Raw genomic sequence first — 13,267 nt, forward strand, 5'->3', positions numbered from 1 at the left:
GGTTCAGCCGGGACAGCGCGAGCCCCGCCGTGCGCCGGACGGCGCGCCCGGACAACGGGATCGGCCTCGGGGAACATCGGTACAGCGGTCATCGGTGAGAACGATCATGGTCCGATCGGCGCGAGGGTGCTGACGCGGTGCTCGTACTCGCGGCGGGCCTTGCGCTGGGCCGGGACTGCCGGGGCGCCCTGGGCGCCGTCGAGTGGCCGGCAGCGGGCGAGGAGTTGGCGGTGCACGGCGTAGACGGCGGTGACGCGCAGGGTGTAGCCCTGGCCGCGCCGTACGGTCACGCCCTGGTCGAGGGCGGCTCGCTCGGCGGGCTCCAGTTCGGTGACGCGGAGGAAGTCGGCGACCTTGCCCGGCACGTCGAGGGTGACCGGCAGTCCCGGAGCCGAGGACTCTTCCTCGGTGGCGATGTGGTCGGGCAGGAGGTCGGCGACGGCCGTGCGGATCGCGCCGCGGCTGACGCCGTGGTCGCGGGCGAGGGCCGCGATCGAGCGGCCCTCCAGGTACGCGGTGCGCACGTCGCCGGTCTTCGTGGTCGCCACGGCGGGGCGGCGCCCGCCCTTGCTGCGCTTGACCTCGGCGGCGCGCAGTCCGGCAGAGGTCTACGCTGACCTCCTGAACAGCAGTGATGCGCTGACCGCTTGAGCTCGCCATCGTTTGCCGACGGGTGTCGCGGGTGAAGGCGTCGCGGTCTTTGGCATGGCGCGTCGGTGTCGAAGTTCCGGCTTCGGGTCAGGCCGGCGGGGCGGGGGTGTATCTGGCGAGCATCGTCCGGACGGCCTCTTCGACGGCGTTGTGGATGTCGGAGGCCGCGGGGTTCCAGCCGGTCAGCAGCATGCGGGGCCACAGGACGTAGTTGGCGATCATGCCGAGGAACTGGTTCGCGGCGCTCTCGGCGTCGGGCACATCAGCGTTGCCCGCCTCATGCTCGGATTCCAAGTAGTGCTGGACGGAGGCGAAGTAGGGCAGTTTGCCGAGCTGAAACTGCACCCGCCCCAGCTCGGGGAAACGAGGCAGTTCGGCGATGACGATCCGGAACAGGCCTGCCATGCGGGGCTGGCCGATCAGGTCGGCGTAGCGGTGGCCGATGGCTGTCAGCCCGGAGCGCAGATCTCCCGTCTGTGGCCGCGCGGCGGTATCGCCGGCGTCGCGCTGCCAGGACTCGGTGACGATGGCCTCGAAGAGGGCCGCCTTGGTGGGGAACTGCTTGAACAGGGTGGACTTCGAGACCCCGGCCGCTTCGGCGATCCGTGCGAGGGAGGTGCCGTCGTAGCCACGGTCCAAGAACAGTTCTGTGGCCGCGGAGGTGATCGCCTCACGCTTCTGCTGGGCGAGCCTGCGGTGATGCGCCGTGAGTTCTGCTGCCATGCGGCGAGTATGCCGTAGCCCCGAGGCGAGTCACTTGACTCGCCTCCGGGGGCCCGCTTACGGTGCACCAGCAAGGCGAGTCGAGTGACTCGCATCTGATCTGTGACACCTGGGCGCATCCTGGTTGTCGCACGGCGGAGGAAGTTCATGACGATCGACAAGATCGCTTTGGTGACCGGTGCGAATCGCGGCCTCGGGCGCAGCGCGGCCATCGCCCTGGCCACACGCGGGGTGCGGGTCGTGGTCACCCACCGCGGCGATGCGGCCGGGGCCGAGAAGACGGTGGAACAGGTGCGGGCCGTGGGTGGGACTGCCGCTGTTCTCCGGCTCGACATCAGCGACGTGTCCTCCTTCGCGTCCTTCACCTCCGAACTGGGCGCGCAGCTGGAGCGCTGGGGTACGTCGCGGCTCGACATCCTGGTCAACAACGCGGGAGTGGGAGTCTTCGGGCCGCTGGAGACCGTCACGATCGACGACTTCGACACGGTGATGGGCACCAACGTCCGGGGCACGTTCTTCCTCATCCAGTCACTCGTGCCGCTGCTGGCCCAGGGCGGCCAGGTCATCAACGTCTCGACGTCGCTGACCCGCCACACCAGCCCCGCCACCTCGGCCTACTCCGCCTCGAAGGCCGCCGTCGAAGCCCTGAGCCGCACCCTCGCCGCAGAACTCGGACCTCGCGGCATCCGGGTCAACTCCATCGCCCCGGGGCCGACCGCCACCGACTTCAACGGCGGAGCGATGCGGGACGACGCCGGAATGCGCCAGGTTCTGGCCGGACAGACCGCGCTCGGCCGCGTCGGCGAACCTGAGGAGATCGGCGACGCCATCGCTACGCTGGCCTCCGAGGGACTGCGCTGGGTCACCGCCCAGCGCATCGAGGTCTCCGGCGGCGCCCTCCCGTGACGCCGGGCGACGGCCGGTAGGGAAGCAGGCAGTGACGGCCCCGACTCACTCCGAGCCGACCGCGGCTGTGAAGCCGTAGCGGCCGAGCAGGTTCAGGTGGCGGTGCTTGAGCGGGGAGAGCCGGGCGATGTCTTCGTCCCGGGTCTCGTGGCCCTCGGCCTGGAGCTGGGCGACGGCGGCGTCGATGTACTTCCTCGTCCGGAGCACGATGGCGTTGAGGACCAGCCCGAGCGCGCCGAGCTGGTCCCCGCCGCGGTACGCCTGGTGGATGGTGCCGCGCTTGCCGTGGCACACGTCGCGGGCGAGCTTGTGGCGGGACTCCTCCACGGTGAGCTGCCGGTTCATCTGACGCCGGCAGGTGTCGTCCACCAGGTCGACCACGCGCAGCAGGTGCTCGGTCTTCGCGACCCGACCGTACTCCGCGAACGCCGCAACCGGCGGAGTTCCTGCGGGCGACCGCCGCCGGGTCGGCCGCCCAGGCGTCCACGGACACCGGCGTCGTGGACTCCCGCGGTGTGGAGCGGCGTCGCGGCCGAGGGCCGCTATCGGCAGGGACCGGCGCGCGCCGTCACCGCCGCACACCCATCCCTCGGCGCCTTCGTGCTGGTCACGCACCCGCGGCTCCGGGGGCGCGCACCGCGCCCGTGACATCCGCCGCGGAGCGCCCGCGCACCGCCCGCCGGCCTCCGCCGGGACGCCCGCGCCCCCCGCGGGGCATCGCCCACGACGACGCCGGCTCACTCCGGCGGCGCGCCGCCGATCCCGATCTCGTTTCCGTCCGGATCGCGGTACACGGCCTTGCGTACACCGTTGGCGTAGGTCGTGCGCTGTGCGGGCCGCAGTCCGCGTGCGGCGATCCCGGCGACCCGGGCCTCGAAATCGTCCACGAAGACGGTGTGCATGGCGTGGCCCGCGTGGCCGGGCCGCAGCTCGACGTACACGTACCGGTGCTCGGCGAGTTCCCACACCGACTCGGTGTCGCTCGCCACGAACGCCGGCGGGGAGCCGAGCAGCCGCTCGTACCAATCCAGTGCCGCCGCATAGTCCTTGACCGGGATGCCGGCGAACAGGTCGAGAGCCATGCCGTCATCGTAGGGCGGCCCACGACGGCACGTCCGCACACGGACGCGCGCACAGCGGCGGGTGCGGGCCGGCCTCGCCGCGGCCGGAGCCCGCCCCGGAACCCGGAAATTCCTCACGCCGAAGGGTTGACCTGGGGCGGCGCGCCTCCTACTGTCCTCCCACCTCCTGAGGTACATCGATTAACCAATCATTAACCGTCTGGTTGGAGACCTCCCGCTGTGCGCTCCTCGCTGACTCGGCGCGGCCTACTCGCCGCCGGTTCCGGCCTCGCCGCGGCCGCCCTGCCCGCCCTCTCCGGCTGCTCGTCGCTGGCCGCGGCGGACTCCGATCCGGACACCCTGGTCGTCCACACCCAGCTGGGTACGACGGCCCCGGGCTCCCCTACCTATCTGGCCGCCCTGGACCGGTTCCGCAAGGAGAATCCGGGCCTGAAGGTGAAGAACCTGATCAACGGCGACGACCTCGGCCAGGTCTACGAGACCTCGCGGCTGGCCCGCAAGGAGGCCGACGTCGTCATGGTCAACCTCTACGACAAGACGCTGGCCTGGACGGACGTGGACGCCACGGTCGACGTCGGCCCGTATCTCGACCGATGGGGGCTGCGCGACCGCGTGCTGCCCACCGCGCTCCAGGCGTGGACCGACGCCCGTGGGCGGGTGCGGGCCTTCCCGTACTTCGCCACCAACTGGCCGGTCGCCTACAACCGGGCGCTGCTGGACCGGGCCGGTGTCGACGCCGTACCCACCACGGGCGACCAGCTCATCGCCGCCGCCCGCAAGCTCCGCGCCAAGGGCATCGCCCCCGTCACGGTGGGCGGCAACGACTGGACCGGGCAGAAGCTGCTCGCGCAGATCATCCAGACGTACCTCACCGCGGACGAGGCCCGGCACGCCTACTCGACCGGGGACTTCGGCGGCCGTGGGGTGCGCGACGGCATCGACTACTTCGTGGCCCTGCGCGACGCCGGCGTGTTCGCGGACAAGGCGCAGGGCCTGACCTCCGACTTGATGACGACGCAGTTCAACACGCAGACCGCGGCGATCCAGTCGGCGATGTCGTCCGCGCTGGCCAAGGTGCCCGAGGAGGTGGCCCGCCACACCGAGGTGGGCGGCTGGCCGCTGGGCCCCGGCGCCGCGCACGAGAGGCCGACCATCATCCGGGCCTTCACCCTCATCGGGTTCTGGATCAGCCCGAACGGCGTGCGCAAGATCGAGCACGTCGAGAAGTTCCTGCGCTTCATGTACCGCCCGGACACCGTCTCCCGGTTCATCAGGGAGAGCGGCCGGGACATGGCCCTGCGCACGGACACGGTCAGCACGGACTTCCCGCTGGTGGCCGCGGCGCAGCGGCTGGGCGGGGACGTCAGTCAGGTCCTGCTGCCCGACGTGTATGTGCCGCCCGCCGCGACCCAGCCGCTGATCACCGCCACCAGCACCTCCTTCACGCGGGGCACCGGCGCGGCCAAGGTCCGCGCCCTGCTCGAAGCCGCGTACCGGTCCGCATGAGCCACCGGTCCGCTCCCCCGTTCCCCAAGCCCCCGTCCACGGGAGTCCTCGTATGACGACGCTGACGTCTCCACCGGGCGCCGCCGCGACCCGCCGCACCGCCCCGTCCTCCCCCGTCACCGGCCGCGGCGGCCCGCGGCAGGGCGGCACGATCCTCGCCGTGCCGGCCCTGGTCTGGTACCTGGTGTTCATGGTCGGGCCGATGCTCGCCATCTTCGTGATCGCGGCCCTGCACTGGCCGGGCATGCTGCAGCCGGTGTCGTTCGCGGGCCTCGGCAATGTGCGCACGGTCCTGGACGACCCGGTGTTCTGGGACGCGGTGCGCAACACCGCGGTACAACTGGCCGTCGCCCTGCCGGTGATGATCCTGTGCGCGTACATGCTCGGCTACTACGTGGCGCAGCGCCCGCCGGGCCATCGGATCATCCGGTATCTGCTGTTCATCCCGGGGCTGATCTCGACCCCCGCGAAGGCGATGGTGTTCTACGCCGCGCTGTCGCCCGACGGGCTGCTCAACGGCGCCCTGAACGGGCTGGGGCTGGGGTCGCTCACGGACGCCTGGCTGGCCTCCCCCTCGACGGCGCTGGCGTGTCTGATCGCGCTGGACGTGTGGAGCGGGATCGGCTTCACGGCGGTGCTGTTCGCGGCGCGGCTGAACAGCGTGCCGGACGAGCTGGGCGAGGCGGCGCAGCTGGACGGGGCCGGGCACTGGCGGACCATGTGGGCGATCCACTTCCCGGTGATCCGGGACTATGTCGGTGTGGTGACGATGCTTCAGTTCCTGTGGACGCTGTTCGGCTCCGCCCAGCATGTGCTGCTGCTGACGCAGGGCGGTCCCGGCACCTCCTCGACCACCCTGTCGTTCCTCGTCTACCAGAAGGCGTTCATCGCCGCGGACCTCGGCTACAGCCAGACCGTCGGCGTCATCCTCTTCCTCGCCGGACTCGTCGGACTCCTCGGCATCCGCCGCGCCTTCCGGCAGACCTACTGATCGGAGCAGCCCCATGAAGCTCGGCAAACGCTGGCTCCCGGCCCATCTGCTGGTCTGGACGTACGCGGTGCTGCTCGTCGTACCGCTGTACTACTTCATCGTCTCCGCGTTCAAGACCAACGACGAGATCTTCGGCCGCCCCTTCGCGCTGCCCTCGTCGTTCTCCTTCGGGAACTTCAGCACGGCGTTCAGCAGCGCCGACCTCGGGCTCGCCGTCGGCAACTCGGCCCTGGTGACGGTGGTTTCGCTGGTGCTGACCCTGCTGCTCGCCGTGCCCGCCGCCTTCGCGCTGGCCCGGTCGACGGGGCGGACCGCCGTGGTGATCGAGAAGGTGTTCTCGCTGGGGTTCCTCATCCCGACCTTCGCCGCCCTGTTCCCCACCTTCCTGCTGGCGGCGGCGACCGGTCTCTTCCACACCCGCACCTTCATGGTGCTGTTCCTGCCGGCGACCGCGATGCCGCTCTCCGTGGTGATCCTCGTCCAGTTCATGCGGACCGTCCCGCGGGAGATGGAGGAGGCCGCGCGGATGGACGGGGCGTCGACCTACGCGGTGCTGCGGCATGTGTACACGCCGATGTGCCTGCCCGGCATCGCGACCGTGCTGCTGCTGAACTTCCTGACCTTCTGGAACGAGTACCTGTACTCGCTGGTCATCATCGGCCCGGACCCGTCGCAGCGCACCGTGCAGGTCGCCCTGCCCACGCTGAAGTCGATCACCGGCACGGACTACGGCGTGCTGACCGCGGGCACCGTCCTCACCCTCGTACCGGTGTGGGTGGTGTACACGGTTCTCCAGAAGCGGATGCAGCAGGCCCTGGTCAGCGGGGCGGTGAAGCTGTGAGCGAGGCCGCGCGGAAGGCGGGCCGGCGGCCCACCATCAAGGCGGTGGCCGCGGCGGCGGGCGTGTCGACCGCCGCGGTCTCGCAGGCCTTCAACGACAAGGGCCGGCTGTCGGAGGCCACCCGGCGGCGCATCCTGGACACGGCCGTCGAGCTCGGCTGGTCCCCCAGCGCCTCCGCGGCGGCGCTGCGCAGCGCCCGCACCCGGTCGCTCGCGCTGGTCGTGCGGCGGCCCACCGACGTGCTGGGAGCCGACCCGCACTTCAGTGAGCTGATCACCGGCATAGAGGGCGAACTGGCGCCGCGCGGCTACGGCCTGGTGCTGCACCTGGTCACCGATCCGCGTGAGGAGAACGCCCTGTACGAGCGGTTCGCCGCCGAGGGGCGGGTCGACGGCGCCGTGCTGACCGACGCGCGCGCCGACGACTCCCGGCCCGCGCTGCTGGCCCGGCTCGGCCTGCCCGCGGTGCTGCTCGGCTCGCCGGACGGCTCCACCGCCGTGCCGCGGGTCGGTCTGGGGCAGCAGGGCGCCGGGGTCCAGGAGGTCGTGGAGCACCTGGTCGGCCTCGGCCACCGGCGGATCGCCTATGTGGCAGGTCCGCCGGAGCTGCACCACACCCAGCTGCGCCGGCAGTCGTTCGAGTCGGCCCTGAAGGCGGCGGGGCTGCGGCCGTTCGCCGTGCTGCACACCGATTTCACCGAGCCGTCGGCGGTCGGCGCGACCGAGGCGCTCCTCGACGCCGCGGGCCGTCCCACCGCGATCGTGTACGCGAACGACTCCATGGCCGTGTGCGGCATCGGCACCGCGCAGCGCGCCGGGCTCGACGTGCCGCGGGACCTGTCGGTGGTCGGCTACGACAATCTGCCGCTCGGCCGCTGGCTGCACCCCCGGCTCACCACCGTCGACCAGCAGGTGCAGCGCGTCGGCGCCGCCGCGGCCCGGCTGCTGCTCGCCCTGTGCGGCGAGGAGGTCGCGGAGCTGCCGCTGGGCGACCGGCCGCGCCTGGTGGTCCGCGAGTCCACCGGACCGGCCCCGGACGTCACCTAGCCCCTGCCGTTCCCCTTTTCTGTACGACCCGAAAGTCCCTCACCCCCCGCACCCGCACCGACCCGAGAAGGATCATGCGACGCCACAGCGCCCAGCTCTCCCACCATCCCGCCGTGCTGCCCTGGCTCGGCGCCAACTTCTGGTCGCGCACCGGCGGCCCCCTGATGTGGCGGGACTACGACCCGAAGACCGTCCGCGAGGAACTGCGGGTCCTGCACGACCACGGTCTGACGATGACCCGGTCCTTCTTCTACTGGCCCGACTTCCACCCCGAGCCGCACCGGATCGACGAGGCGCTGTGCGCGCACTTCCGGGACTTCCTGGACGCGCACCAGGAGACCGGCATGGGCACGGTGCCCACGTTCATCGTCGGCCACATGTCCGGCGAGAACTGGGACCCGGCCTGGCGTGGCGGCCGGGACCTGTACGAGGACGTGTGGATGGTGGGCCGGCAGGCCTGGTTCGTGTCGCAGATGACCCGCCGTTTCAAGGACCACCCGGCGGTCACCGGCTGGCTGATCACCAACGAGATGCCCGGATACGGCCGGGTCTACCAGGTGGATCCGCCGTCCTCCGACGTGGTCACGGCGTGGGCCCAGGCGATGTGCAACGCGGTGCGCGCCGCGGGCGGCACCCAGCCGGTGTCGCTCGGGGACGGGGCCTGGGGCATCGAGGTGACCGGCAACGACAACGGCTTCTCGCTGCGTGACACCGCCGAGTACGTCGACTTCGTCGGCCCGCACGTCTACCGCTCCGACACCGACCGGACCCGGCAGCACTACCGGGCCGCCTTCGAGTGCGAACTCGCGTCCGTCACCGGACAGCCCGTCGTGCTGGAGGAGTTCGGGCTTTCCACCGACACCGTCTCGGCGCGCAACGCCGGGATCTACTACCGCCAGACCCTGCACAACTCGCTGCTCGGCGGCGCCACCGGCTGGATCGCCTGGAACAACACCGACTACGACGATCTGTGGGACCGGCCCCCGTACGACCACCACCCCTTCGAGATGCACTTCGGGATCACCGACGGCACGGGCGCGCCGAAGGAGCCGCTGCGCGAGATCGCCGCCTTCGCCGAGGTGCTGCGGACCGTCGACTTCGCCCGCTGCGCCCGGGCGGACGCCGACGCCGCGCTGGTGGTGCCGGCCTTCCTGGAGCGCGGCTACCCCTACAGCAGGCCCGCCGACCGGCCGCTCATCTTCACGTCGCTGCACCAGAGTTACGTCAGCGCGCGGGCGGCCGACCTGCCGGTGGGCCTGACCCGGGAGGCCGACGGGCTGCCCGGCGAGGCCGCGCTCTATCTGCTGCCGGCCACCCGCCAGTTCACCGCCCGCACCCGCCGGGAGCTGCGGCGCAGGGCCGAGGCGGGCGCCACCGTCTATCTGTCGTTCTGCTCGGGCGAGCACCCCGTCACCCGCGGCCCGTGGTTCGACGACCTGGACGGCCTGTTCGGGGTGGAGCTGCAGCTGTCGTACGGCGTCGCCGAGCCGATCGAGGACGACGTGCTGGAGATGACGTTCACGGAGGACTTCGGCTCTCTGCGCGCGGGCGAGGTGCTGCGTTTCCCGGTCGCAGGCAACGCGGACAGCCGGGCCTATCTGCCGGTGGTCCCCAAGGAGGGCCGGGTGGTCGCGGTCGACGGGCGGGGCCGCCCGGCGCTGCTGGTCAACGAGAACGGCGCGGGCCGGACCGTGCTCGCCACCTACCCGCTGGAGCACATGGCCGCACGCACCCCGGGGGCCAACCCGGACCGGACACACCGGTTGTACGCCGCGCTCGCGGAGGTCGCGGGAGTGCGCCGGCCGGTGACGGTGGACGATCCGAACGTGGCGGCGGACCTGCTGGTCCACGCGGACGGCCGGCGCTTCGTCTGGCTGGTCAGCCAGTCGCCGCAGACGCTGCGGGTGACTCCGGTCAGCGACGGCACGCTGCATGTGCCGGACTCGGGTGCGCCGGTCACCGAGGTCACGCTGGAGCCGTACGGCGTCGCGGTCCTGGAGCTGCGGTGAGCGCGGCGGAGCCGGGCGTGGCCCGGCCGGAGACCGCGGGCCCGCGCTTCCAGGATCCCGCGGCGCCGGTGCCGGAGCGGGTGCGCGACCTGCTGTCCCGGATGACGCTGACGGAGAAGGTCGGGCAGGTCAACCAGCGGATGTACGGCTGGCACGCGTACGAGCGCACGGAGGGCGGGCACCGGCTGACCGAGGCGTTCGAGGCGGAGGTCGCCGCCTTCGGCGGGATGGGCGCGCTGTACGGGCTGCAGCGGGCCGACGCCTGGTCCGGGGTCGGCTTCGGCACCGGCATCGAGGCGGCGGACGGCGCCCACGTCTGCGACACGGTGCAGCGGTACGTCGTCGAGCACAGCAGGCTGGGCATCCCGGTGCTGCTGGTCGAGGAGATGCCGCACGGCCACCAGGCCCTGGACGGCACGGTCCTGCCGGTCAACCTGGCGGTCGGCGCGAGCTGGGACCCGGAGCTGTACGCCGAGGCCACCGAGGCCGCCGCCGCCGAACTGCGGGCCCGCGGCGGGCATGTGGCCCTGGTGTCGGCGCTGGACATGCTCCGCGACCCCAGGTGGGGGCGCGCCGAGGAGTGTTTCGGGGAGGACCCCTATCTGGCGGCGCGGCTGACCGAGGCGCTGGTCGAGGGGGCGGACCGGGCCGGGGTCGCCGTCGTCCTGAAGCACTTCGCGGGCCAGGGCGCCACCGCCGGCGGGCGCAACAGCGCCGCCACCGAACTCGGCGCCCGCGAGCTGCACGAGATCCATCTCATGGCGGCGCAGGCGGGCGTACGGGCCGGGGCGGCCGGTGTGATGGCGGCCTACAACGAGTTCGACGGCCTGCCCTGTGTCGCCAACCGCCCCCTGTTGTCCGGGCTGTTGCGGGAGCGCTGGGGTTTCGAGGGCATCGTGATGGCGGACGGCGATGCGGTGGACCGGCTGGTCCGGCTCACCGGCGATCCGGTGGCGGCGGGGGCGCTGGCCCTCGACGCGGGCTGCGACCTGAGCCTGTGGGACGCGTGCTTCCCCCGGCTCGGGGAGGCGGTCGAGCGGGGCCTGGTCGACGAGCGGACGCTCGACACCGCCGTGGCCCGGGTGCTCACCCTGAAGTTCCGCCTGGGTCTCTTCGACCGCACCGGCACCCCCGCCGCCGAGTCCTCCCGGCGCGGCCCCGATCCGGTCGAGCTGAGCGAACGGCTGGCCCGCGCCTCGATCACGCTGCTGGCGCACGAGGGCGACGTGCTCCCCCTGTCCCCGGCGGCGTCCCGCATCGCGGTGCTGGGTCCGAACGCCGACTCCGTCGCCCAGCAGATCGGCGACTACACGGCACCGCAGCGCCCCGGGACCGGCGTCACCGTCCTGGCCGGCATCCGCGCGGCGGCCGGCGCCGCCGAGGTGGTGTACGCCCCCGGCTGCGACCTGGTGGGCGGGGATGTCTCCGGGGTGCCCGAGGCGGTCCGGCTCGCGGCCTCCTGCGACGTCGCCGTGCTGGTCCTCGGCGGGTCCAGCGCACGCTCCGGGGACACCGTGTTCGACTCCAACGGGGCGGCGATCGTGACCGCCGGGCCACCGTCCGGTATGACCTGCGGGGAGGGCGTAGACCTGGCCGATCTGTCGCTTCCCGAGGGGCAGTCGGCGCTGTGGCGGGCGGTGGCGGCGACCGGCGTCCCGACGGTCGTGGTGCTCGTCCAGGGCCGCCCGCACGCCCTGCCGACACCGCCGGGTGCGGCGACGGCCGTGCTCAGCGCCTGGTATCCGGGGCCGTGGGGCGGCCGGGCCGTGGCCGACGTGCTGTTCGGCCGGGCCCAGCCGCGGGGCCGCCTTCCGGTCTCCGTGCCGCGCTCGGCGGCCCAGCTGCCCGTGTTCTACAACGCCAAGGACCACGGCTACCGGGGGTACGTCGACCAGCCCGCGACCGCCGCCTACCCGTTCGGCCACGGCCTGTCGTACACCACCGTCGTACACGGCCCGCCCCGGCTGTCCCGTGACCGGGTCACCGCGGACGACCCGGCGCTGACCTGCCGGGTCACCGTCCGCAACACCGGCCGCCATCCGGTGCGCGAGACGGTCCAGCTGTATGTGCGCCGGGTGTCGGGCAGCACGTCGTGGCCACGGATCCGGGAACTGCGCGGCTTCGCCGCTCTCGATCTGCCCCCGGGCGCGAGCGCGGAGGCCGTCTTCAGGGTCGACGCCGGCACCCTGGCCTCGCCGGGCCGGGATCTGGAACCGGTCGTGGAGCCGGGCGAAGTGCTCCTGGAGACGGGCCCCTCGGCCGACCGCACCCAGGGGTCGGCGCTGCGCATCGACCAGCCCGCGGGGAACTCCGGGCCGGCCACCCCGGGAAGGAAGTGAACCTCGGGCCAAGATCGGGGAAACCGGCCGGCCGGGCGGAACACTTCCGAGCCGTTGCGTTGTTGAGGCGCATGATCGGTCACGCCACCCGGTGTCCGGAAAAGGAAAAGAGAGATCCATGTTCCAGCGCATCCTTGTCGCCGTCGACTCCAGCCCCGCCCGCCACGCCGCCGTGCGGCTGGCCGGTGACATGGCCCGGCTGACCGGTGCCAAGGTCAAGGTCCTGCACGTCGCCGCGTCCGCGGCGACGCTCGCCGCCGTCGTCCCCCTGGAGGACGACGCGGAGGCCAGGGGTGTCCTCGACGAGGCCGTCGGCGCCCTGCGGGACGCCGGCGTCGAGGCCGAGGGCACCCTCGCCGAGGGTCTGACCACCCAGATCGCCGCCACCATCGCCGACACCGCCGAGGAGTTCCAGGCGGACCTCCTCGTCCTCATCCCGCACCACCGCGGCTCGCTCGAGGCGCTGTTCAACCCCCGTGTCAGCGACGCCGTCGCGCACACCAGCCGGACAGCGGTTCTCCTCGTGCCCGAGAACCCCGAGAGCGCCGGCAGCGACAAGGCCTGATCCGGTCGGGGCCGGGCGGGGCGGGGCGGTGACTCCGGCCCGCCCCGCCCGGCCCGTGCGCTCCCGGGCCGGCACCACGACTCAGCGCGCGGCGACTCGCTGCGGGTCGGGGATCTCGTCCGCGGTGACCAGCCAGGGGCCGAGCGGGTTGAACGTCTCGCAGCTCTTGCCCTTGGACCACTGACCGCCGGAGCGCTCCAGCTGGTAGGCGCGTTCGGAGACGTCGTTGCTGAGCGCGTAGCCCGCCACGTACGCCAGTGGGTCGTCGGCCTCGGTCAGGTAGCGGGCCGTGCGGCCGATGACGACGGCGAGTTCCACCTCCCAGTCGGTCTTCCGCGAGCCGGGCGGAATCAGCACATCGTCCTCGGGGCCGACGACCGTGCGCGGCGTAGTTCTGGCCGATGCAGAGCAGTGCGCCGGGCCAGGCGATCGGCGGTCCCACGCGCTCGCCCTCGACGCGGGCGGCGGGCAGGGCGCCCGCGGCCAGGGCCGCGGCGGTGCGGGCGATGCCGTCGGCGGCGAGGAACCCCGGGTCGATGTCCGGAGTGAGCGGGGACAGATCGAAGTCGCATGTGTCGGCTCCGTTCAGGTGGTCGTGGGGGTGGGAC

The 13,267-nt window shown here is 72.5% G+C and carries 11 protein-coding genes and 2 pseudogenes; 8 read left to right on the forward strand and 5 right to left on the reverse strand.

Annotated elements, in window-relative coordinates; translation table 11 throughout:
- Positions 1-104: 104 nt before the first annotated feature.
- Positions 105-548 (reverse strand): resolvase, encoded by a 444-nt coding sequence (locus CTZ28_RS14490; protein WP_259471609.1) that lies wholly within the window; start codon positions 546-548, stop codon positions 105-107.
- 190 nt (positions 549-738) lie between these two features.
- Positions 739-1,374 (reverse strand): TetR/AcrR family transcriptional regulator, encoded by a 636-nt coding sequence (locus CTZ28_RS14495; protein ID WP_121889765.1) that lies wholly within the window; start codon positions 1,372-1,374, stop codon positions 739-741.
- Positions 1,375-1,521: 147 nt separating this feature from the next.
- Between CTZ28_RS14495 and CTZ28_RS14500 the strand changes: the two genes are divergently transcribed.
- Positions 1,522-2,280 carry an SDR family NAD(P)-dependent oxidoreductase gene (locus CTZ28_RS14500; protein ID WP_121889766.1) on the forward strand — a complete coding sequence of 253 codons (759 nt, stop codon included), beginning with the start codon at positions 1,522-1,524 and terminating at the stop codon, positions 2,278-2,280.
- A gap of 60 nt (positions 2,281-2,340) precedes the next feature.
- On the opposite strand, the pseudogene CTZ28_RS49525 reads toward CTZ28_RS14500, so the two are convergent.
- Together CTZ28_RS49525 and CTZ28_RS14510 are read right to left on the reverse strand one after the other, a co-directional pair.
- Positions 2,341-2,724 (reverse strand): annotated as a pseudogene (locus CTZ28_RS49525) (Tn3 family transposase); the annotation flags it as partial.
- 293 nt (positions 2,725-3,017) lie between these two features.
- On the reverse strand, positions 3,018-3,362 hold the full coding sequence (locus tag CTZ28_RS14510) for a VOC family protein (RefSeq protein WP_121889767.1): 345 nt from the start codon (positions 3,360-3,362) through the stop codon (positions 3,018-3,020).
- Between the two features lie 219 nt (positions 3,363-3,581).
- On the opposite strand from CTZ28_RS14510, the gene CTZ28_RS14515 reads away from it, so the two are divergent.
- The 7 genes from CTZ28_RS14515 (at position 3,582) to CTZ28_RS14545 (ending at position 12,659) form a co-directional block, all read left to right on the forward strand.
- Positions 3,582-4,868, forward strand: coding sequence for an ABC transporter substrate-binding protein (locus CTZ28_RS14515; RefSeq protein WP_121889768.1), 1,287 nt, complete (start codon positions 3,582-3,584; stop codon positions 4,866-4,868).
- A gap of 52 nt (positions 4,869-4,920) precedes the next feature.
- Positions 4,921-5,859, forward strand: a complete 939-nt coding sequence (locus CTZ28_RS14520; protein ID WP_121889769.1) for a carbohydrate ABC transporter permease — start codon at positions 4,921-4,923, stop codon at positions 5,857-5,859.
- 13 nt (positions 5,860-5,872) lie between these two features.
- The gene (locus tag CTZ28_RS14525; protein ID WP_121889770.1) at positions 5,873-6,700 is read left to right on the forward strand and encodes a carbohydrate ABC transporter permease; all 828 of its coding nucleotides are present in this window, start codon (positions 5,873-5,875) and stop codon (positions 6,698-6,700) included.
- Positions 6,697-7,746, forward strand: coding sequence for a LacI family DNA-binding transcriptional regulator (locus CTZ28_RS14530; protein WP_121889771.1), 1,050 nt, complete (start codon positions 6,697-6,699; stop codon positions 7,744-7,746). The genes CTZ28_RS14525 and CTZ28_RS14530 overlap by 4 nt, the downstream gene beginning before the upstream one ends.
- Before the next feature lie 74 nt (positions 7,747-7,820).
- Positions 7,821-9,755, forward strand: coding sequence for a glycoside hydrolase 5 family protein (locus CTZ28_RS14535; RefSeq protein WP_121889772.1), 1,935 nt, complete (start codon positions 7,821-7,823; stop codon positions 9,753-9,755).
- Entirely contained in the window at positions 9,752-12,094 is a 2,343-nt protein-coding gene (locus CTZ28_RS14540) for a glycoside hydrolase family 3 N-terminal domain-containing protein (protein ID WP_259471612.1), read from the forward strand. The genes CTZ28_RS14535 and CTZ28_RS14540 overlap by 4 nt, the downstream gene beginning before the upstream one ends.
- Positions 12,095-12,212: 118 nt before the next feature.
- The gene (locus CTZ28_RS14545) at positions 12,213-12,659 is read left to right on the forward strand and encodes a universal stress protein (RefSeq protein WP_121889773.1); all 447 of its coding nucleotides are present in this window, start codon (positions 12,213-12,215) and stop codon (positions 12,657-12,659) included.
- An 84-nt stretch (positions 12,660-12,743) separates the two neighbouring features.
- Here the strand turns inward: CTZ28_RS14545 and CTZ28_RS14550 are convergent.
- Positions 12,744-13,231: pseudogene (locus CTZ28_RS14550) on the reverse strand (fumarylacetoacetate hydrolase family protein); the annotation flags it as partial.
- Between the last annotated feature and the right edge of the window lie 36 nt (positions 13,232-13,267).

Source organism: Streptomyces shenzhenensis (genome assembly GCF_003688995.1).
Classification (GTDB): Bacteria; Actinomycetota; Actinomycetes; order Streptomycetales; family Streptomycetaceae; genus Streptomyces; species Streptomyces shenzhenensis_A.

What these genes read in the sequence shown, in the direction of transcription:
- CTZ28_RS14545 (WP_121889773.1), top strand. Translation starts at nt 12,213, where the DNA reads ATGTTCCAGCGCATCCTTGTCGCCGTCGACTCCAGCCCCGCCCGCCAC.
- CTZ28_RS14525 (WP_121889770.1), top strand. Translation starts at nt 5,873, where the DNA reads ATGAAGCTCGGCAAACGCTGGCTCCCGGCCCATCTGCTGGTCTGGACG.
- CTZ28_RS14510 (WP_121889767.1), bottom strand. Translation starts at nt 3,362, where the DNA reads ATGGCTCTCGACCTGTTCGCCGGCATCCCGGTCAAGGACTATGCGGCG.
- CTZ28_RS14535 (WP_121889772.1), top strand. Translation starts at nt 7,821, where the DNA reads ATGCGACGCCACAGCGCCCAGCTCTCCCACCATCCCGCCGTGCTGCCC.
- CTZ28_RS14520 (WP_121889769.1), top strand. Translation starts at nt 4,921, where the DNA reads ATGACGACGCTGACGTCTCCACCGGGCGCCGCCGCGACCCGCCGCACC.
- CTZ28_RS14495 (WP_121889765.1), bottom strand. Translation starts at nt 1,374, where the DNA reads ATGGCAGCAGAACTCACGGCGCATCACCGCAGGCTCGCCCAGCAGAAG.
- CTZ28_RS14500 (WP_121889766.1), top strand. Translation starts at nt 1,522, where the DNA reads ATGACGATCGACAAGATCGCTTTGGTGACCGGTGCGAATCGCGGCCTC.